The organism is Kitasatospora sp. NPDC101155 (assembly GCF_044768305.1).
GTDB lineage: Bacteria > Actinomycetota > Actinomycetes > Streptomycetales > Streptomycetaceae > Kitasatospora.
Genome location: NZ_JBIWPN010000002.1, coordinates 116,262 through 136,094, shown reverse-complemented (window position 1 = coordinate 136,094; position 19,833 = coordinate 116,262). Strand labels below are relative to the sequence as shown.

The 19,833-nt window shown below is 73.5% G+C and carries 16 protein-coding genes; 3 read left to right on the top strand and 13 right to left on the bottom strand.

Going from position 1 to position 19,833, the window contains the following annotated elements; genetic code table 11:
• Positions 1-308: 308 nt before the first annotated feature.
• On the bottom strand, positions 309-842 hold the full coding sequence (locus ACIRYZ_RS03130) for an HAD domain-containing protein (protein WP_402938787.1): 534 nt from the start codon (positions 840-842) through the stop codon (positions 309-311).
• A gap of 171 nt (positions 843-1,013) precedes the next feature.
• On the opposite strand from ACIRYZ_RS03130, the gene ACIRYZ_RS03125 reads away from it, so the two are divergent.
• Positions 1,014-3,206, top strand: a complete 2,193-nt coding sequence (locus tag ACIRYZ_RS03125; RefSeq protein WP_402938784.1) for a hypothetical protein — start codon at positions 1,014-1,016, stop codon at positions 3,204-3,206.
• A gap of 204 nt (positions 3,207-3,410) precedes the next feature.
• Here the strand turns inward: ACIRYZ_RS03125 and ACIRYZ_RS03120 are convergent, their stop codons facing one another.
• From ACIRYZ_RS03120 to ACIRYZ_RS03105, 4 genes are all read right to left on the bottom strand, one after another.
• Positions 3,411-4,805, bottom strand: coding sequence for a S8 family serine peptidase (locus ACIRYZ_RS03120; protein ID WP_402938781.1), 1,395 nt, complete (start codon positions 4,803-4,805; stop codon positions 3,411-3,413).
• A 287-nt stretch (positions 4,806-5,092) separates the two neighbouring features.
• Positions 5,093-5,851 (bottom strand): 3-oxoacyl-ACP reductase FabG, encoded by a 759-nt coding sequence (gene fabG / locus ACIRYZ_RS03115; protein WP_387615472.1) that lies wholly within the window; start codon positions 5,849-5,851, stop codon positions 5,093-5,095.
• Positions 5,852-5,880: 29 nt separating this feature from the next.
• Positions 5,881-7,080 carry a thiolase family protein gene (locus tag ACIRYZ_RS03110; protein ID WP_402938779.1) on the bottom strand — a complete coding sequence of 400 codons (1,200 nt, stop codon included), beginning with the start codon at positions 7,078-7,080 and terminating at the stop codon, positions 5,881-5,883.
• Between the two features lie 27 nt (positions 7,081-7,107).
• Positions 7,108-8,271 (bottom strand): acyl-CoA dehydrogenase family protein, encoded by a 1,164-nt coding sequence (locus tag ACIRYZ_RS03105; RefSeq protein ID WP_402938776.1) that lies wholly within the window; start codon positions 8,269-8,271, stop codon positions 7,108-7,110.
• A gap of 175 nt (positions 8,272-8,446) precedes the next feature.
• Here ACIRYZ_RS03105 and ACIRYZ_RS03100 point away from each other — a divergent pair, with 175 nt between their 5' ends.
• A complete protein-coding gene (locus ACIRYZ_RS03100; RefSeq protein ID WP_402938774.1) occupies positions 8,447-9,127 on the top strand; it encodes a TetR/AcrR family transcriptional regulator in 681 nt (226 codons plus the stop codon).
• Between the two features lie 57 nt (positions 9,128-9,184).
• On the opposite strand, the gene ACIRYZ_RS03095 is transcribed toward ACIRYZ_RS03100, so the two are convergent.
• The 8 genes from ACIRYZ_RS03095 to ACIRYZ_RS03060 all read right to left on the bottom strand — a co-directional run bounded on the left by ACIRYZ_RS03095 (position 9,185) and on the right by ACIRYZ_RS03060 (position 18,686).
• Positions 9,185-10,285 (bottom strand): nitric oxide synthase oxygenase, encoded by a 1,101-nt coding sequence (locus ACIRYZ_RS03095; RefSeq protein ID WP_402939502.1) that lies wholly within the window; start codon positions 10,283-10,285, stop codon positions 9,185-9,187.
• A 397-nt stretch (positions 10,286-10,682) separates the two neighbouring features.
• A complete protein-coding gene (locus ACIRYZ_RS03090; RefSeq protein ID WP_402938771.1) occupies positions 10,683-12,107 on the bottom strand; it encodes a sugar porter family MFS transporter in 1,425 nt (474 codons plus the stop codon).
• A 158-nt stretch (positions 12,108-12,265) separates the two neighbouring features.
• Positions 12,266-13,237 carry an L-histidine N(alpha)-methyltransferase gene (gene egtD, locus ACIRYZ_RS03085; RefSeq protein WP_402938768.1) on the bottom strand — a complete coding sequence of 324 codons (972 nt, stop codon included), beginning with the start codon at positions 13,235-13,237 and terminating at the stop codon, positions 12,266-12,268.
• Positions 13,238-13,282: 45 nt separating this feature from the next.
• Positions 13,283-14,032 carry an ergothioneine biosynthesis protein EgtC gene (gene egtC / locus ACIRYZ_RS03080; RefSeq protein ID WP_402938765.1) on the bottom strand — a complete coding sequence of 250 codons (750 nt, stop codon included), beginning with the start codon at positions 14,030-14,032 and terminating at the stop codon, positions 13,283-13,285.
• Positions 14,032-15,375 carry an ergothioneine biosynthesis protein EgtB gene (gene egtB / locus ACIRYZ_RS03075; protein WP_402938763.1) on the bottom strand — a complete coding sequence of 448 codons (1,344 nt, stop codon included), beginning with the start codon at positions 15,373-15,375 and terminating at the stop codon, positions 14,032-14,034. The genes egtC and egtB overlap by 1 nt, the downstream gene beginning before the upstream one ends.
• Positions 15,372-16,730 (bottom strand): ergothioneine biosynthesis glutamate--cysteine ligase EgtA, encoded by a 1,359-nt coding sequence (gene egtA, locus ACIRYZ_RS03070; protein ID WP_402939499.1) that lies wholly within the window; start codon positions 16,728-16,730, stop codon positions 15,372-15,374. Before egtA ends, egtB begins: the two co-directional genes overlap by 4 nt.
• Positions 16,731-16,941: 211 nt before the next feature.
• A complete protein-coding gene (locus ACIRYZ_RS03065) occupies positions 16,942-18,141 on the bottom strand; it encodes an aminotransferase class I/II-fold pyridoxal phosphate-dependent enzyme (protein WP_402938760.1) in 1,200 nt (399 codons plus the stop codon).
• Positions 18,138-18,686, bottom strand: coding sequence for an SRPBCC family protein (locus ACIRYZ_RS03060; RefSeq protein WP_402938757.1), 549 nt, complete (start codon positions 18,684-18,686; stop codon positions 18,138-18,140). The genes ACIRYZ_RS03065 and ACIRYZ_RS03060 overlap by 4 nt, the downstream gene beginning before the upstream one ends.
• Before the next feature lie 280 nt (positions 18,687-18,966).
• On the opposite strand from ACIRYZ_RS03060, the gene ACIRYZ_RS03055 reads away from it, so the two are divergent.
• Complete coding sequence (locus ACIRYZ_RS03055; protein WP_402938755.1) at positions 18,967-19,773, top strand: SAM-dependent methyltransferase; 807 nt, start codon at positions 18,967-18,969, stop codon at positions 19,771-19,773.
• Positions 19,774-19,833: the final 60 nt, after the last annotated feature.

Here is a 19,833-nt window from a genome sequence, read left to right as displayed (position 1 = left end):
CGAACCAGGCCCAGCCCCGTTCGGGGTACAGCGGGCCGAACAGGCCGTGCGCGGTGAAGTAGACGCCGGCGGGCTGCTGGGCCCCCAGCGTTCCACTACCGCTCGGGCTTGCCCTCAGGTCGGCGGCAGCGCTGGGCCCACCCACGTCATCGGGGTGCGGGACTTCGCTCTCTGTCATCGGACCGATCGCCCTGAAGGCTCGGATCGCTCAAGATCCGTCGACACCGCCGCTGCTCGCCGCGCCCGGATGCCGGCCTTCGGGCAGGAACCAGTGCTCGCGAAGCCACGGAACCTGCACGTCTGCCCGGTCACTCCTTCCGGGGGGTGGCCGGGCGGGCCGTGCGCAGCCAGGCGTCGAGGACGGTGAAGTCGGCTTCGGTGAGCCCGACTTGGGGATCAACGCGGTGCAGCAGAGTGGGAGCGGGGGAGTGGGTCTCGACCCAGCGACGGTCGGCGGGGGTGATCTCGTCGTCCACCCAGGCGAACGGGCGTCCGGCCGCCCAGTCGAGCAGTGGGCGGGTCTTCCAGAGCGGTTCGCCGTTCCCGCCGTTCCCGCCGTCCTCGTCGTCCGCCACCGGCCAGTCCACGACGGGCAGTTGCGGCAGGCCCAGCCGGGGCGAGAGGCAGTCGTTGGCATCGTCCAGCCAGGTGGTGGCCCACACCAGTGCGCAGGGCAGGGCCAGCAGGCGCCGCCCGAGCGCCGGGTCGACCCGGGTCACCAGCGGGTTCCCGGAGGGCTCCGGGCCCGGGTAGGTGGGGTAGCCGCCCGGGGGCGGGGCGCCGAACGGAATGAGCGGTCCGTCGACGTCGAGGAAGAGCAGGGGCGCATCGGAGCCGGTCATGGCGGCACGATAGCGGGCGTTGCGGGCCGGGTAGCACGCCGATCGGCACCCGGCCTGGAACGGGTGCGCCGGGATCTCGTAGGGTGGCGCGCACGGAACGTGGTGGCAGGCACCACGCAGGCAAGGGCATCAGACGCCGCGGCAGCGGCGGGGCGGGGCGGTGACCAGAAGATGGCGGAGACGACAGCTGTTTCCGGAGGTCCCGAGCCGGCCGCGGACTCGGGCCCCTGGGACGCCGTACCGCCGCCCGCCCGCCTGCTTGCTGAGGAGCACCCGCCCGGGCCCGCCGCGCTGTACGAGCCGCCGCCCGCGCCCCCGGCGCCCCCAGCTGCGGCGGCACCGAGCGCGCCCGCTTCGGTGCCGCCCGCGCCGCCGGTCGCGCCCACCGGATGGACCCTCACCGGCCTGCCCGCCGCGGGCGCGCCGGCCTCGGCCACGCCGCCGCCGTTCACCGTCCCGGGTGGCGCGGCCGCCGGTACGGGCGGGCTGGGCGGCCTGGGCACGGCGCCGCGCGGCCGGATCCTGGTGATCGAGGGCGGGTACGGCACCTCCGGCCGCCGCACCTGGGGCAGGGGCGGACCGGCCCAGGCGCCGGTGCTGTCCGCGATGCTGGCCGCCGTCTCGCCGCAGGTGCTGCTCGCCGCGGACGCGGTGGACGCCGTCCACCTCCCCGGTGCCAGCGACCCGCACACCGTCCTCGCCCACCTGCGCGCCGCCTCCCGGCACCCCGGGCCGCTGCTGGTGCACCTGGGCGGGCACGTGGTCGCCGACAAGCGCGGTGGCCAGCTCCAGCTGACCCTGCGTGACTCCAAGCAGGACGGGCTGCCCTGGCAGGCCATCGCCGCGGAGCTGAGCCACCGTCCGGCCGAGTGGCAGACCCTGGTCATCGCCGACCTGAGCGCCGATCAGAACGCCTGGCCGTACCTCCAGGGCACCGTCTCGCCGCTCAGCGAGGGCATCCCGCTGTGGGCGGTCGTCAGCCCGGACCCGGAGCAGATCGGCACCTTCACCCGCGCCCTGATCGAGGCGCTGCACGGCGGCCGCCCCGGCGCGGGCGACGTGCTCGCGCCCGAGCAACTGCGGCAGCAGGTGTACTCGGTGCTGCGGCCGGACGTGGTCATCCTGGCCACGCACGTCCCGGACCGCCCGGTCTTCCGCAACACCGCCCGCCGCGGCGAGGTCCCGGCGGCCGAGGTGCTGCCGGTGATGGACGCCGTGCCGATGGCGGATGCGGTTCCGGCGGTGGACGCCATGCCGGTGCCGGACGGCGTCGCGGTGCCGGACGCGGTCGCGGCGGAGCGTCCGCTGCCCCCGGTGCCGCCGCTGCCGCGTCAGGCCGGGCCGCACGGCGCGGTGGCCGAGCGGCCGGTGCCGGCTCCGTCGGTGGACGGCCTGGTGAGCCTGATCAAGCCGGGGGTGCCGCCCACGCCGCCGCGACCGGCCAAGCCGGTCAGCCTGGTGAAGGCGGGCGAGCAGCCTGACGAGGCGTCGAGCGTGAGCCTGCACAAGCCCGTCCCGGCCGATGCGCCGGCGGCGGAGACCGTGCGGCTGGCGGGCGTGACGCTGCGCAAGTCGCAGCCGGAGCCGGAGCCGGAGCTGGAGCCCGCGGACGAGGCTGTCGAGGCGGCTGCGGCCGTTCCGGCGGCTGAGGAGGTCGCCGAGCCGGTTGAGCCGGCTGCCGAGGTCGTCGAGGTCGTCGAGGCCGCGGAGGAGCCCCAGGACGCCGTACCGTCCGAGGCCGTATCGTCCGACGCCGTGCCAGTCGACGTCGTACCGGTCGAAGCCGTGTCGACGGGCGAGGTGCCGCAGGACCAGGTCCCGGCCGAGGAGGCGCCCGCCGATCAGCCGCCTGCACTGGCTGAGACCCCGGCCGAGATCCCGGCCGAGGCCGTCGCCGGGACCCCGGCCGCCAACGCGCCCCGCGCGGACTACCGCGAGGTCATCGGACGGATCGTCCGCAGCGCCGAAGCCGGGGACCACGCCGCCGCCACCGACCTCGCCTTCGCACTCGAACTGGAGGCGATCGCCGAGCACGGCGCCGTCTCCGAGCCCGTCCTCCAGGTGCGGCAGGTGCGCGCGCACGTGTGCCGGCTCGCGGGCCGAACGGCCGAGGCGGCCGACATCTACCGCGAGGTCGCCCTGACGCTGCTCCGCTCCCAGGGCGCGAACCACCCGGAGACCCAGCAGGCGGCCACCAACGCCGAGGCCTGCTGGCGCTCGATCACCGACCGTACGGAGGCCATCCGCATCGCCCCGGAGATCATCGAGCTGCGCGCCTACCTCCCCGGCCGCGACGGCCGCAAGCTCCGCGCCGCCGAGCGCTACCTCGCCCAGCTGGCCGCCGGCCCGACCCCGGCCGAGTAGGCCTGACGCCCGGTCGGCTGCCGCCTGACGGTTGTCGGGCCGGCAGCCACCGGCTACCAGACACCAGCCACCAGCCGACAAAAACAGCAGACAGAAAACAGCGAACGGATAACAGATTTCGAAATCTGTTATCCGTTCGCTGTTACTTGTCAGCCGTCAGAAGCCGGTCGCAGTCGTCACGCACCCACCACGACCGGCCACTACTCACTGCTGGTCGTCGTCACCCTGAATGTCGCCCGCGAGCGCGTGGACGAACTTGGCGCCGTCGATGGTGCCGAGGCCGCTCGCGAGGTCGTAGCCCTCGGTGGCGTTGTAGCCGGTGACGCCGCCCCAGCCGTTGTCGCCGTCCTTGACGTCGACGATGCCGCTCCACTGGCTCGGGAGCAGGCTCAGGCCGTACAGGCTCGGGTTGAGCTGGCCGAGGCGGTGGCCGGCCAGCTGGTCGGCGAGCGCGACGATGCCGGAGAACAGCGGGGTGGCCTCGCTGGTGCCGCCGGTGAGGTGCCAGCCGACCGCGGTCGGGTCGTAGGACTCGTAGGTCCAGGCGGCGCCGTCGACGGCGGCGCTCATGCTGATGTCCGGGGTGCCGCGGTGCTCGCCGGTGACGTTGGCGACGCCGGTCTGGTACCACGGGCGGCTGAAGATGCCGGACACGCCGCCGCCGCCGGCGCCGGACTTGTCGTGCCACACCTTGTCGGCCGCGGTGCGCTTGCCGTTGTCGTCCAGGGTCAGCTGGGTGCCGCCGATGGAAGTGACCAGCGGGTCCGAGGACGGCCAGGAGTTGACCTTGAACGGGTACAGGTCGGTGCCGTTGGTCTGCGAGTCGGTGGCGCCGTTGTCGCCGGAGGCGGCGAGCACGGTGACGTTGCGGTCGGCGGCGGCCTTGAAGGCGTAGCGCAGGTCGGTCAGCGACTTGAAGTCGCCCTTGTCGTAGCCCGGGAAGGTGTTCTCGGTGGCGCCGAAGCTCTGCGAGATGACGTCGCCGACGCCCTTCTTGATGAGGTCCTTCTCGGCGTCCATCATCTCGGGCAGGCCGGTGGTGCCCTCGGTCTCGGCGACACCGGTCTCGACCAGGACGATGTGGGCGTCGGGGGCGATCGCGTGGGCGTACTCGACGTCCAGGGTGGTCTCGCCGGCCCAGCCGGTGTGGTCGGGGTTCTTCGGGTCGAAGGCGGGGACGTTGCCCCACTTGCGGACCTCGACCTGGGTGTCCTTGAGACCCCACTGCTTGTCGAAGACCTCCAGGTCGTGCTGGATGGTCGGCGAGCCGAAGGAGTCGACGATGACGATCGTGCGGCCCTTGCCGGTGATGCCCTCCTTGTACAGCGGCGCCAGGTTGTAGGCGGCCTGGTACTGGACGGGCGAGTAGCAGTGGATGCCGATCTGGCTGACGCACTGGGTGGTGCTCAGCGGCGCCGGGCGGGCGGTGGCGAGGTGGTGCCCGAAGGAGGCGGGGCGGACGTGGACGCCCGCGAGGTCGTGCGCGGGGGCGGCGGTCGCCGCGCCGACAGCCGGTACGGCGATGGTGCCGGCGGTGAGGGCGGTGGCCCCCACGGCGAGCAGAGCCAGGGCGCGGCGGAGGGTAGCGGGGCTGCCCATGGGACTCCTTGAGGGGGACGCAGGGCCCGACCTTGGTCAGGTCGGGTCGGTCCGGCCATCCCATCGACTGCCGCATGATCATGCCATAGTCATTTAGTGGGGTAGTCCCATCAGCGGCATGGTTCTGATCGGCCACGCAAAAAGGTAAAGGCCGTCCCAGGAGAAGGTAACCCCGCACCTGGGACGGCCGACTGACCAATCGTCAGTCAAGTCTCACCGATTTCACACTTTTCACCGAGTTGGCCAAGTTTACCAAGTTGACCGGCCTCGGGTAAGCCTCCGTCGGGTCACCGGGCCCCACCGTTGACGTACAGAGTCTGCCCGCTCACGTACGAGGCGTCCTCGCTGGCCAGGAAGGCCACCACCGACGCGATCTCCTCCGGCTGCCCCACCCGGCGCAGCGGCGTGCGGGCGGCCACCTCGGTCTGGTGGTCCTCGGCGGTGGCGCCGACCCGCTCGGCGGTGGCCGCCGTCATCGCGGTGGCGATGTAGCCGGGGGCGACGGCGTTGACGTTGACGTTGAACGGCCCGAGCTCGATCGCCAGGGTCGCGGTGAGCCCCTGGATGCCGGCCTTGGCGGCCGCGTAGTTGGCCTGGCCCCGGTTGCCGAGCGCGGAGCGCGAGCTGAGCGAGACGATCTTCCCGTACTTCTGCGCCACCATGTACTTCTGCGCCACGTGGCTGCAGTTGTACGCGCTGGTCAGGTTGACCGTCAGCACCGCGTCCCAGTCGGACTTGGGCATCTTGAAGAACAGGTTGTCCCGGGTGATCCCGGCGTTGTTCACCAGGATGTGCAGCCCGCCGAGTTCCTCCGCGACCTGGGCGAACACCGCGTCGACGGAGTCGTAGTCGGCCACGTCGCAGCCGTACGCCCGGGCGGTGCCGCCCTTGGCGGTGATCTCGGCGACCGTCCCGGCCGCCCGCTCGGCGGTCAGGTCGACCACGGCGACCGCCGCGCCCTCCTCCGCCAGCCGGCGGGCGGTGGCCGCGCCGATGCCCTGCGCCGCGCCGGTCACCACGGCGACCTTCCCCGTGAAACGGGCCATGTCAGTTCCTCCGATCACTGGAAACTCCCTCAGACGTTCTCGACCAGCACGGCCGTACCCTGCCCCACGCCCACGCACATCGTGGCCAGGCCGCGTCGGGCGCCGGTGCGGTGCATCCGGTGCAGCAGGGTGGTCAGGATCCGGGCGCCCGAGCCGCCCAGCGGGTGGCCGAGGGCGATCGCCCCGCCGCTCGGGTTGACCACCTCGTCGGCCTGCTCCGGGCTGAACCCGATGCCGTCGGCGGAGGCCAGTGCCTGGGCGGCGAAGGCCTCGTTGAGCTCGGCGGTGTCCAGGTCGGCGAGGGTCCAGCCGGCCCGTCCGAGCACCTTCCGCGTCGCGGGCACCGGTCCGATGCCCATGACGTCGGGGTGCACCCCGGCCGAGGCCCCGGCCACGTACCGGCCGAGCGGCTGCAGCCCGAGGTCGCGCAGCGCCTCCTCGCTGACCAGGACCAGCCCGGCCGCGCCGTCGTTCATCGGCGAGGCGTTGCCGGCCGTGACGGTGCCGCCCGGGCGGAAGGCCGGCTTGAGCCTGGCGAGCTTCTCCAGGCTGGTGTCCTCGCGGATGCCCTCGTCCTGGCCGACCGTCACCCCGTCGGGCCGCTCGACCGGGATCAGCTCGGTGTCGAAGTGCCCGTCCTTGCGGGCGGCGGCGGCTCGCTGGTGGCTGCGCAGTGCGAAGGCGTCCTGGCGCTCCCGGCCGATGCCGTACCGGGCGGCGACCTCCTCGGCGGTCTCGCCCATGCTGAGCACGCCGTGCAGCTCGGCCATCCGCGGGTTGGTGAGCCGCCAGCCGAGCCGGGTGTCGTAGGTCTCGATCCGGTGCGGCAGCGCCTCGTCGGGGCGGGGCAGGACGAAGGGGGCGCGGGTCATCGACTCGCAGCCGCCGGCCAGCACCACGTCGGCCTCACCGGAGCCGATGGCCCGGGCGGCGAGGGTGACGGCCTCCAGGCCTGAGGCGCAGAGCCGGTTGACGGTGGCTCCGGGGACGCTCTCCGGCAGGCCGGCCAGCAGGACGGCCATCCGGGCGGCGTTGCGGTTGTCCTCGCCGGCCTGGTTGGCGGCGCCCCAGTAGACGTCGTCGATCCGGGCCGGGTCGAGGGCGGGGACGTCGGCGAGCAGGGCGCGCAGCACGGTGGCGGAGAGGTCGTCCGGGCGGACCGTGGCGAGCGCTCCGCGCAGCCGGCCGATGGGTGTGCGGCGGGCGGCGGCGAAGTAGACGGGACGCACGTCGTGCTCCTTATCGGGGGAAGGGGGTCAGAAGGCGTTGACGCCGGTCAGGGCACGCCCGATGAGCAGTTGGTGGATCTGGCTGGTGCCCTCGTAGAGGGTCATCACCCGCGCGTCGCGCAGGTACTTGCCGACCGGGTACTCGTCGATGAAGCCGTAGCCGCCGAACACCTGGAGCGCGTTGTTCGCGGCCCGGACGGCGGCCTCGCTCGCGTGGAGCTTGGCGATCGAGGACTCGGTGGCGAAGGGCAGGCCGCGTTCGATGTGGTCGGCGACCTTCCAGGTGAGCAGCCGGGCGGCCTCGACGTCCACCGCGATGCCGACCAGCAGTTCCTGGACGAGCTGGTGCGAGGCGATCGGCCGGCCGAACTGCTCGCGCTCGCCCGCGTAGCGCACGGCGGCCTCCAGGCAGGCGCGGGCGATGCCGACGCAGCCGGCCGCGACCGACATCCGGCCCTTGGCCAGCGCCGCCATCGCCACCGTGAAGCCCTTGCCGACCTCGCCGAGCCGGGCGCTGTCGGGCACCCGGACGCCGTCCAGGGCGAGTTCGGCGGTGGCCTGGCCGCGCAGGCCGAGCTTGCCGTGGATCGTGGTGCGGCCGAAGCCGGGCAGGTCGGTGGGGACCAGGAAGGCGGTGATGCCCCGGTGGCCCCGCTGCTCGGGCTCGCCGCCGCCGGTGCGGGCGAAGACCAGCGCGACGTCGGCCCAGGTGCCGTTGGTGATGAACATCTTGGCACCGCTGATCAGCCAGTCGTCGCCGTCGCGGACGGCCCGGGTGGTCAGGTTGGCCGCGTCCGAGCCGGTGCCGGGCTCGGTGAGCGCGAAGCAGCCGAGCGACTCGCCGGAGGTGAGCCGGGGCAGCCAGTGCCGCTTCTGCTCCTCGGTGCCGTAGCTGTTGATCGACTTGCCGACCAGGCCGAGCGAGACCGAGACGATCCCGCGCACGGCCGAGTCGCCGCGCCCGAGCTCCTCCAGCACCAGGCAGTACGCGAGGTGGTCGCCGCCGCTGCCGCCGTACTCCTCGGGGATGGTCAGGCCGAGGAAGCCCAGCTCGGCCAGCTTGCCGATGATCGCCCGGTCCACGGACTCGACGCGGTCCCACTCGGCGGCGTACGGCACGATCTCGCGGTCGGTGAAGGCGGCGGCGAGGTCCCGGACGGCGCTCTGCTCCTCGGACAACTCCAGGTTCACGGCGGCTCCCGACTCGGGCCCGGTGGACGCTTCGGGCCGATAAACTAGCGCTGCAAGTTTTACGGGGGGACTGTAGCCCCGGGCGGCCCGCGCTGGGAAGAGGCAGCTGTCAGAATCGGTCCCCCACCCACCCGACCGGGGGAGCCGGCCGGAGGAATCGGAGGAAGTCACCGCGATGGCCCGTCCGCGCACCCCGCTGCTCAGCCGCGAGCGCATCGTCGCCGCCGCCCTGCGGCTGATCGACGAGGAGGGGCTGGACGCCCTCTCCACCCGGCGCCTGGCCACCGAGCTGTCGGTCAGCGGGCCCTCGCTCTACAACCACTTCGCCACCAAGGACGAACTGCTGGACGCGGTGGTGGACAGCGTCATCGGCGAAGTCGACTTGTCGATGTTCAGCGGTGGCGAGGACCCCGGCCCCCCGACCGGGCCGGCGAGGCCGACGACCCCCTGGCCGGAGGCGCTGCGCCACTGGGCCCGCTCCTACCGCGCCGCGCTGGCCGCCCACCCCAACATCGTCCCGGTGCTCGCCCAGGGCCCGGGGCGGCGGCCCAACGCGCTGCGCCTGGCCGACGCCGTCTTCGGGCACCTGGTCGAGTCCGGGTGGCCGCGCGGCCAGGCCACCCGGATCGGCGCGCTGATGCGCTACTTCGTCACCGGCTCCGCGCTCGCCTCCTTCGCGGCCGGCTTCCCGGCGGACGCCGGGGTCTACGACGCGGCCGACTACCCGCACCTCGGCGAGGCGCACCGGCTGGCCGGGCACCGGGGGACGGTGGACGAGGGTGCCTTCGAGACCGGCCTGGAGGCGCTGTTGGACGGACTCGTGCTGCGCTTCGAGCGCCTCGCCGCGAGGGCGTAGCCCCGGCGAGCGTTCGCAGCCCCGGTGCGCGTTCGCGGTGCCGGTGCCGGGCCGGTCCTACCAGGGCTCGCGGGCCGTGAAGGCCGGCCGCTGCTCCGGGTCCACCGGGTCGTAGTACCGGTGGTAGACCGGCGTCAGCGCGCCGGAGACCGGGGGCACGATCCAGCTCCAGTCCGCCGGGGTCGGGCGGCCGAGCCGCTTCTCCTGGGCGATGTGCTTGAGGAAGCGCTCCGACTCGGTGTGGTGGTCGGCGATCATCACCCCGGCCTCCTGGAAAGAGTGCAGCACGGCGATGTTGAGCTCGATCAGCGCACGGTCGCGCCAGAGCGTGCGGTCGCTGGAGGTGTCCAGGCCCAGCCGCTCGGCGACGGTGCCGAGCATGTCGTAGCGGTCGGCGTCGGCGAGGTTGCGGGCGCCGATCTCGGTGCCCATGTACCAGCCGTTGAACGGCGCGGTGGGGTAGCGCACGCCGCCGATCTCCAGGGTCATGTCGCTGATCGCGGGCACCGCGTACCAGCGCAGCCCGAGTTCGGCGAACCACTCGTACCCGGGGTGGCTGAGCGGCACCTCCAGGGTGGTGTCGTCCGGCAGCTCGTACCAGACGGGGCGCTCGCCCGGGCGCTCCTGGATGATCAGCGGCAGCACGTCGAAGCGCTCCTCGGCGCACTTCCAGCCGAGGTCGCGGGCCCGGGCGGCGAGCACCGCGCCCGCCGGGTCGCCGACCACGGCGCCGTCGACCCGGTGCCCGGCGTAGCGGACCAGCTGCTGGTTGAGGATGCGGGCGGCCGGTCGGCCCGGACGGTCGGGGGCGAACACCGAGATCACCGGGCGGATCCGCCCGCCGTTGCCGGCCGTCCGCAGGTGCTCGAAGCACTCGGTGGCGATGTCGTCGGCCGAGGAGAGGTGGCGCAGGTCGCGGACCACCAGGCTGCGCCAGTACAGCCGGCCGATGCAGCGGGCGGCGTTGCGCCAGGCGAGCTTGGCGCCGTAGGCGAGTTCGGCGGGGGTGTGCAGGTAGCTGCCGGTGCGGTCGATCTCGTCCAGGACGGCGCGCAGCCGCGGCTTCGGGGCACCGGCGGCGGGCTGCTCGCGGTGGAACTGGCGGATGAACTCGGCGGCCTGCTCCGGGTCGGTGAACGGCGGTGGCTCGGGCGGCAGCTGCGGGCCCGGGCGGTGCGGTGTGGGCGTCTGCGGTCTCGACGTCTGCGGTGCGGACGTCTGCGGTGCGGACGTCTGCGGTTCGAACGGGTGCGGTCCCGACGTCTGCGGTCCCGGCGTCTGCGGTGCGGACGCCGGGGCGGGCTGCGGGAACGCGCCCGGTGGGCCGACGTGGTTGTGGGCGTGGGCGTACGGACAGCCGCCGCTCGGGGCGGTGGCGGTTCTGCGGGTGCGAAGCCGGTTGAAGATCAAGGACACATCCCTCCTGCCGCACAGGAGTACCGGAGGTGCTCGACCCGCCGCAGAGAGTGAACGATTCGGCCCCCGCACCCGCGCCGATCGCGCTAGGGTGCGGGGGCCGGGAGCCGGATGGTCCGACCAGCCCATGGAAGGCTGATCAGCCCATGTCCTCCAGTCGGACGCCCTTGGTCTCCTTCATGTACTTGGCCACGAAGACGATCGACAGCGCCGCGAAGGCCGCGTACACCAGGTAGGTCGCCGAGAGGTTCCAGCGCGACAGGGACGGGAACGAGACGGTGATCGCCCAGTTGGCGATCCACTGCGCGGAGGCTGCGACGGAGAGCGCGGCGGCGCGGATCCGGTTCGGGAACATCTCGCCGAGCATCACCCAGACGACCACGCCCCAGGACATCGCGAAGAACAGCACGAAGGCGTTGGCGGAGATCAGCGCGACGGTGCCCTGGAGGTCGGGCAGCGAGACGTGGTCGCCGGAGCCGGTGGCGGAGGAGAACGCCCAGCCGGCCGCGGCGAGGGTGACGGCCATGCCGGCCGAGCCGATCAGGGCGAGCGGCTTGCGACCGATCCGGTCGACCAGCAGGATCGCGATCACGGTGCCGAGGATGTTGATGACCGAGCCGATGAAGCTGATCAGCAGCGAGTTGCCCTGGTCGATGCCGACCGACTGCCAGAGGATCGACGAGTAGTAGAAGATCACGTTGATGCCGACCAGCTGCTGGAAGACCGACAGGCCGATGCCGACCCAGACGATCGGGAGCAGGCCGAAGCGGCCGCCGAGCAGGTCGCGGAAGCGCGGGCGGTGGTCGGAGGCGATCAGCGTCTGGATCTCGGCGATCCGGGCGTCGGTGTCGATGCCGTCGCCCTCGACCTGGGCCAGCACCTTGCGGGCGTCGTCCAGGCGCTCGGCCTGGATCAGGTAGCGCGGGGACTCGGGGATCATCGAGGAGAGCACGAAGTAGACCACGGCCGGGATCACGCAGATGCCCAGCATCCACTGCCAGGCCTCCAGGCCGAGCAGGTGGCCGCGGGTGTCACCGCCGGCGGCGTCCGCCAGCACCCAGTTGACCAGCTGGGATATCGCGATGCCGAGCACGATCGCGGCCTGCTGGAAGGAGGCCAGCCGGCCCCGGTACTTGGTCGGCGCGACCTCGGCGATGTAGGTCGGGGCGATCACCGAGGCGATGCCGATGGCCGCGCCGCCGAGGACGCGCCACAGGGCGAGGTCCCAGGGGGAGAAGGGCAGCATCGAGCCGACGGCGCTGACCGCGAACAGCAGCGCGCCCGCCTTCATGACCTTGATGCGGCCGTAGCGGTCGGCGAACCGGCCCGCCAGCGCGGCGCCGACCGCCGAGCCCAGCAGTGCCGAGGAGACGATCAGGCCGGTCTCGCCGCTGCCGACACCGAACTTGCCCTGGATACCGGAGACGGCGCCGTTGATCACGGAGCTGTCGTAGCCGAACAGGAAGCCGCCGAGGGCCGCGGCGGCGGTGATGAAGACGACGAAGCCGAGGCGGCCGGGCGCGGGGGCCTCGACCGCCCCGGAGGGCTTCTGGGTGACGCTCACGATCTTGACTCCTGGTACTCAACACTGAGCTCGGTAGCCGCGATCGTAACCCCTATTCGTTTAAGTCTTGTACACCGGGATCCTCAATCTGTGCTTCGAGAATTCGTAAGGTGAACAAGCAAATTGGGCGTTCCCGCCCTGGGCGTTGGTGCGGCCGCTCAGGCCGGGGCCGCGAGCGACAGGCCGAACCGGCCCTCCGGGTCCGTCCACCAGTGGCTCAGCCGCAGCCCGGCCGCCGCCAGCTCCCCGGCCACCCGCTCCCGGCGGAACTTGGCCGACACCTCGGTGCGCAGCTCCTCGCCCCGGTCGAAGTGCACCGGCAGGTCCAGCGCCGGGATCTTCACGGTCTGCGAGCGGAGCGAGCGCAGCCGCATCTCGATCCACTCCTGCTCGGCGTCCCAGCGTGCGACGTGCTCGAAGGCGTCCGGGTCGAAGTCGGCGCCCAGCTCGCGGTTGAGCACGTTGAGCACGTTTCGGTTGAACTCGGCGGTCACCCCGGCGCTGTCGTCGTAGGCGGCGACCAGCACCGCCGGGTCCTTGACCAGGTCGGTGCCGAGCAGCAGGAAGTCGCCCGGGTCGAGGGCCGCGCGCACGCGGCGCAGGAAGGCGGCCCGCTCCTGCGGCAGCAGGTTGCCGAGGGTGCCGCCGAGGAAGGCGACCAGGCGGGGGCCGCCGTCCGGGGGCAGGCCGAGCCGGGCGGTGAAGTCGGCCAGCACGCCGTGCACGGCCAGGCCCGGGTACTCGGCGGCGAGCGCGGCGCCGGCCAGGGTCAGCGCGCTCTCGCTGACGTCCACCGGGACGTAGGTCTCCAGGGCGCCGAGCGCGCGCAGCGCGTCCAGCAGCAGCCGGGTCTTCTCGGAGGAGCCGGAGCCCAGCTCGACCAGGGTGCGGGCCCCGGTCGCGGCGGCGATCTCGCCGGCCCGGGCGGTCAGGATGGCCCGTTCGGCGCGGGTCGGGTAGTACTCGGGCAGCCGGGTGATCTCCTCGAACAGCTCGCTGCCCCGCGCGTCGTAGAACCACTTGGGCGGCAGCCACTTGGGTTCGGAGGTCAGGCCGTGCTGCACGTCCTGGCGCAGCGCGGTGCTGAAGTGGTCGGCGGGCAGCAGTCGGGTGAGATCGAATGTGTCCATGACAGGGTGGTTCCTCTGTTCAGAAGATGAAGGGAGAGTGGAGGGTCAGTAGTGGCTGGGGAGCTGCCGGACGGTCACGCCCCGGGCGTCGGCCAGCAGCAGGGAGCCGTCCGGGACGGGCGTCCATCCCGGGTCGTCGTCGTACGGCTCGGAGGCCACCACCGTGCCGAGTCCCGGCAGGGTGCGGTGGTGCAGGGTGTCTCCCCAGGTGGTCGCGGCGATCGCGGTGCCGTCGGCGAGCAGCAGGTTGAGCCGCCCGGTGGTGTGCGCGGCGACGTCCGCGACGGTGGCCGCCAGCGCCTCGCCCGGGTCCGCGCCCCGGCGCAGCCGGTGCAGGGTGAGGGCCCACAGCAGGGCCGAGTCGGTGCGCGCCTCCAGCTCCAGCAACTCGGCCGGCGGGAGCAGGGCGGCGAGCGGGTCCAGCTTGCCGGGCCAGCCGGCCACCGCGCCGTTGTGGCTGAACAGCCAGCGCCCGGCGGAGAACGGCGCGGCCGCGCTCTCGCCCGCCGCGCAGCCCTCGGTGGCGGAGCGGACGGCCGCCAGCAGCGCCCGGGTGCGGATCACCCGGGCGAGGTCGGCGAAGGTCGCGTCCGCCCAGATCGGCCCGGCCCGGCGGTAGCGCGCGGGCAGGTCGTCGCCGTCCGCGTACCAGCCGAGGCCGAAGCCGTCCACGTTGACCGTGCCGTGCCGCTGGGTCCGCGGCGCCCAGGACTGCCGGTACAGCGCGTGCGGCGGGTGCACCAGCAGCTCCTGCGGTGCCAGCGGTTCGCCCAGGTAGGCGAGGTGGCGACACATCAGGCCTCCTCCGGGCTGCGGGCGGTGCGGAAGCCGGAGAAGATCTGCCGCCGGACCGGGTAGTCCCAGTTGCGGAAGGTGCCCCGGCAGGCGACCGCTGCCACCGCGAAGCAGCCGCCGCGCAGCACCTTGTGCTCGGGCCCGAAGAAGACCTCGGAGTACTCCTGGTACGGCCAGGCCCGGAACCCCGGGTAGGGGCGGAAGTCGCTGGCCGTCCACTCCCACACGTCGCCCATCAACTGCCGCACACCGTACGGTGACTGGCCCTGGGGGTAGCTGCCCGCCGCGGCCGGCCGCAGATGGCGCTGGCCGAGGTTGGCGTGCTCGGGGCCGGGCGGGCCGTCGCCCCAGGGGTAGCGGCGGGAGCGGCCGGTGGCCGGGTCGTGCCGGGCCGCCTTCTCCCACTCTGCCTCGGTCGGCAGGCGCCGCCCGGCCCACCGGGCATAGGCGTCCGCCTCGTACCAGCTGACGTGCAGTACCGGCTCGTTCGGCGGGACGGGCTCGACCGTGCCGAAGCGGCGGCGCAGCCACTGGCCGTCCTGGAGCCTCCAGAACAGCGGGGCGGTCAGCCCGGCCCGGCGGCGGTGCTCCCAGCCCTCCGGGGTCCACCAGTGCGGGTCGTCGTAGCCGCCGTCCGCGATGAAGCGCTGATAGGCGGCGTTGGTGACCGGGGTGGTGTCCAGGAAGTAGGCCGGCAGGTCGACGGTGTGCGTCGGGCGCTCGTTGTCCAGCGCCCACGGCTCGGTGTCCGTGCCCATGGTGAACGGGCCCGCCGGGATCAGGACTTCGGCGGGCAGGGCGGCCGCGTCGGCGGGCGCCGGGGGCGGCGGGGGAGCGGCCAGGGCGGGTTCGCCCTTGCGGAGCTGGTGGGTGATCAGCATCGTCTCGTCGTGCTGCTGCTCGTGCTGGGCGATCATCCCGAAGGCGAACCCGGCGTCCAGCAGCGGCGCGCCCTCCAACGGGCTGGCCGCCAGCAGGTCCAGCACCCGGCCGCGCACCTCGTGGGCGTAGGCGCGGGCCTCGGCGGGCGGCAGCAGCGGCAGGCTGGGACGCTCGGCGCGGGGGTGCTGGAAGGCGTCGTAGAGCGGGTCGATCTCGGGGTGCATCGGGTCCCGGCCGCCGACGTTGCGCAGCAGCCAGAGCTCCTCCTGGTTGCCGATGTGTGCGAGGTCCCAGACCAGCGGGGACATCAACGGCGAATGCTGGGCGGTGAGATCGGCGTCCTCCACGCAGTCGGTCAGCGCGGCGGTCCGGTCGCGGGCGGCCAGCAGCTCGGCGGCGATGCTCTCGCGCAGCGCCTCGGTGCCCGTCCCCGGGTCGGCGGGCGGTCGGACGTCGGTCATGGTGCCTCCTCCGGCGGAGTGCGTCGGGTGCCGGAGCGCAGGGCGTCCAGCTGGTCGTCGGCCGGGCAGCGGCCGCGCGCGGGGTAGCGCTCGGCGAACTCGGCGACGGCGGTGCGCAGCCGGCCGGCGCCGGGCAGGCGGCCCAGCGCGGCGTCGGCGGCGGCGAAGCAGGTGAGGACGGCGCGGCGCAGCTCGGGGTCGGCGACGGCCAGCGTGGCGGCGCGGCGCCAGGCCTCGCTGCGCGGCGGTCGCGGGCCGGTCGCCCCCTCCCGCCGGTCGAAGGAGTCCAGCGGCTCCAGCGCGGCGAACACGGCGTCGGCGGCCACCGGATCGTCCAGCAGCGCGGTGACGAGGGCGGTGGGCACCACCCAGCCGTCGCCGGGCTGGGCGTCGATCATCCGCAGCTCCAGGTGGCCGCGCGGGCGCACCGGCGGGAACAGCGTGGTGCAGTGGTACTCCAAGTCGGCGAGCGTGGGCGGGCGTTCGCCCGCGCCGCGGATCCAGTCCCGGAAGGTCAGTCCGGGCGGGACCGTCCACGGCATGCCCTCCGGCCGTTGCACGCACAGGACTTGGGCATCCAGCACGTACCGAGCCCAGGCCTCGCGCGGGTCGCCGTGGTCCGGCTCGGGGGCGAGGGTGCGGCTCGGGTCCATCCGGGACCAGACGGTCTGCCGGGTGGATCGGTGGCCGGTCGGCCTGCCGTCCAGCAGCGGGGAGTTGGCGAAGGCGGCGACCAGCACCGGGCCCAGCCGGTGGACCAGCTGCCAGCGCCGTTCCACCGCGTGCGGGCCGTCCGCGTCACCGGCGTCCAGGCACACCTGCACCGACGCGGTACCGGTCATCATGATCCGGCCCCACGGGCCGGCCGAGTCGAAGAATCGCTCCATCGCGAGGTAGCGCGGGTGGTCCAGCACCATCCGCCGGGGGCGAACCAACGGGTCCGTCCCGGTACCGGTGAGGCGCAGACCCTGTGCCGCGAAGGCGGCCCGCAGGACGGTCAGATCGCGTCGCGTGTCGTCGACGCAGGCCACGAGGCCGGTGGCGGGCGGGGAGCTGAGCTCGACCTGTCCGCCGGGTTCGAGCGTGAGGCGCGAACCGGAGGGGAGCGAGGTGCCGTCCGGGCCGCCGAGGGGCAGCGACTCCAGTGCGGCGTGGAGCAGTTCGGGCCGAACGGGTTGGGTGGGACATCGGTCGTCGTGGACGAACCACTCGACCTCCACACCGACCAGGCGGGGCGGTCCGATCTTGAAACAGACGCCCGACACATGGCTGCGCGCCCCCGATTCGGTCAACGGGGTCACCCCCGGCGGGGGTGTGGGTGCGCTCTGCCGGTCGGGCACAGTGGTGCGGGATATCGGTATCACCGGACTCACCATCCTCGGGATCACGATTGCGGCCCGGGCTACCCTGCCCAGTCTGCTACGGAGCATGCGGGGCCGCTCCGTAAATATCGCGTGAATGTTCGTTTTTGCAGGTCGGGGACGTGGCGATCGGGTGAATGCGGGGGTTCGGGGCGGGCTGTGCGCGGGGTGTGGGGGCTGCCCTCGTCATGGGCACATGCCCAGGTCACAGGCGGTCCAGCCGGGCCAGGACGGCGTCCAGCACCGGGCCCGGCAGGGCGTAGTTCAGCCGCAGCGAGCCCGTGCCGCCGGGGCCGAAGTCGGCGCCGTCGGAGGCCTCCAGGGCGCAGCGCTCCAGCAGCGCCCGGCGGGCGGCCCCGGGTGGCAGGCCGAGGGCGGCGGCGTCCAGCCAGAGCAGGTAGGAGGCCTGCGGTGCCGAGCGGGCGGCTGGGCCTAGTCGCCCGGTGAGCCGGGTGCGGGCGGCGGCGAGGTGGAGGAGCAGGGCGTCCAGCCACGGGCCGCCCTCACGCAGCGCGGCGTGCTGCACGGTCTGCTCCAGCAGGCCGCCCTCCCAGAGGCCGTAGCCGGCCAGGGTGTCGGTGAAGCGGGAGCGCAGGGCGGGGTCGGGGACGAGGGCGAAACTGCTGGGAATGCCGGAGCAGTTGAAGGTCTTGCCGACGGAGTTCAGGGTGACCACGCGGTGCCGGAGGGCCGGGTCGACGGTGGTGACGGCGACGGGGTGGGTGTGTCCGGGGTGGGTGAGGTCGCCGTGCACCTCGTCCGAGGCGAGCAGCGCGCCCGCCTCGGCCGCCCGTTCGGCGAGGGCCCGCAGCTCGGCGGTGGGCCAGACCCGGGCGGAGGGGTTGTGCGGGCTGCTCAGCAGGACGGCGGCCGTCGGGGAGGGGAGCGGGCCGTCGGGGAGGTGGTAGCCGTCCGGGCCGAGGGGCAGCGGCAGCTCGCTGTGGGCGATCCCCGCTGCGCGGCAGAGCTGGGCGAAGCCGGCCCACTCGGGGGTGGGGAAGAGCACGGGCGCCTGCGGGCGGAGGGTGTCCAGCAGGAGGCGCAGCGCGGTGCGCGGACCGCAGGGGAGCAGCAGGACCCAGTCCGGGTCCACCGCCACACCGTGCCGGGCGCGGTACCAGTCGGCGACCAGGCTCCGGCCGGCCGGGTCGCAGACCGTGTAGCCGTACGCGCGGTGGCGGGCGCGCCGCTCCAGGGCCTCGGCGACGGCGGGCGGGCCGGGCAGGTCCATGTCGGCCAGGCCCAGCGGGATCACCCCGGGGGCCTCGGCCCGGGCCCACTTGCTGCTGCCGGTGCCGGTGCGGTCGAAGGGGGTGTCGAAGGTGAAGGCGGGCTCGGGCGAACGATGAACAGCTGACAGATTTCGAAATCTGTCAGCTGTTCGCTGAAAGCTGTCGTCTGTCATCTGTTCGCCGCCTCCTGCGCGTCGGTGCCCGCCCCGCCGGAGCCGCCCGGACCGGCGCCCGCCCCGCCGGGACCGCCACTCGCCAAGTACGCCGCGAGCCCCCGCCGCCCCCGGCGCATCATGACCGCGTGGTTGGCCCGGAACAGCGGGTGCAGCGGCAGGGCGAGTCGCCGCAGCAGGGGCTTGCCGGGCCGGGTGTCCTCCTCGAACAGCACCCGGCACCCCGCGCTGCCGGGCCCGTCCGGCCCGTTCGGCCGGTCCGGCGTGACCGTGAACCGCGACCACCCGTTGAGGTCGCCCCGCATCGCCGCCTCCAGCACCCCGGTGCCCGGGTCGCGCAGGGTCGCTTCCAGGTGGATCACCAGCCGGTACGGCAGCAGCGCGCGCACCACCACCTCCCCGGCGTCCTGGCCGGCCTGCCGGACCTCGCGGATCTCCGGCCACCACAGCGGGTAGCCCTGGACGTCCTCCAGTGCCGCGTACACCGCCGAGGCCGGTGCCGCGAGTCGCCACACGCCCTGGAAGCGGTAGTGGTTGGGGTCCACGCGCCACACCCTAGCCGGGCTCGTGCCGCGCCACGGCGGAACGCCGGTGGACCGCCGCCGAGTTGGCGCCCGCCCCGCGAATCCCGTGTGCCCGGGTGCCCCGCAACGGCCTCGAACGGCGGGTAAACGCTCGGCAAAGGACGCGGTTCGCGGGGAATGGCGCATTCCGCTTGCAGCCGTTCGGGGTGCGGGGGAGGATCCTCCGTGCTTGTAGTCTCATCAGTCACGGCAGCATCCCCAGGCGCTGCACCCCCGGAACCGGAGTGAAGGAGTCCCAGGCATGCGGCGACCGAGCTGGGTACCGGAAGACATGGACCTGGACAAACCGAACGCCGCGCGGGTCTACGACTACTACCTGGGGGGCTCGCACAACTTCGAGGTCGACCGGGAGATGGCCCGCAAGGCGATGTCCATGTGGCCCGAGCTGCCGCAGATCATGCGCTCCAACCGGGCCTTCCTGCGCCGCGCCGTGACCTTCCTCGCCGAGCGCGGCGTCACCCGCTTCCTGGACATCGGCTCCGGCATCCCCACCTTCGGCGCGGTGCACGAGACCGCCCGCGTGATCCGGCCCGAGGCCGAGGTCGTCTACGTGGACCGCGACCCGGTCGCCGTCGCGCACAGCCGCCTGCTGATGCAGGACGACCCGCGCAGCGCCGTGGTCCAGGCCGACCTGCGCGACGTCGAGGACCTGATGGCCCGCCCCGAGGTGATCGAAATGCTGTCCGCCGGTGAGCCGGTGGCCGTGCTGCTGGTGGCCGTCGCCCACTTCGTCAGCGACGACGAGGACCCCTGGAAGCTGGTCGGCGCGATCCGCGACGCGCTTCCCTCCGGCAGCGCGCTGGTCCTCTCGCACGCCTCCCTGGAGGCCCGACCGGATCAGGCCGAGGACCACCAGAAGCTCTACCGGATGACCCCGACCCCGCTGACCATGCGCACCCGCGAGCAGGTCACCGCGATGTTCGCCGGCTTCGAACTGGTCGAGCCGGGCGTGGTCCACCTGCCGCAGTGGCGCCCGGACCAGCCGGACACGGTCGGCGAGCACCCCGAGCGGATCGCCGGGGTGGCGGGCGTGGGGTTCCGCCCTTGAGTCGTCGCCACGGGAGAGCAGTCGACGACCGTACGCCCCGTGCGGCGGCCGTCGGGCCTC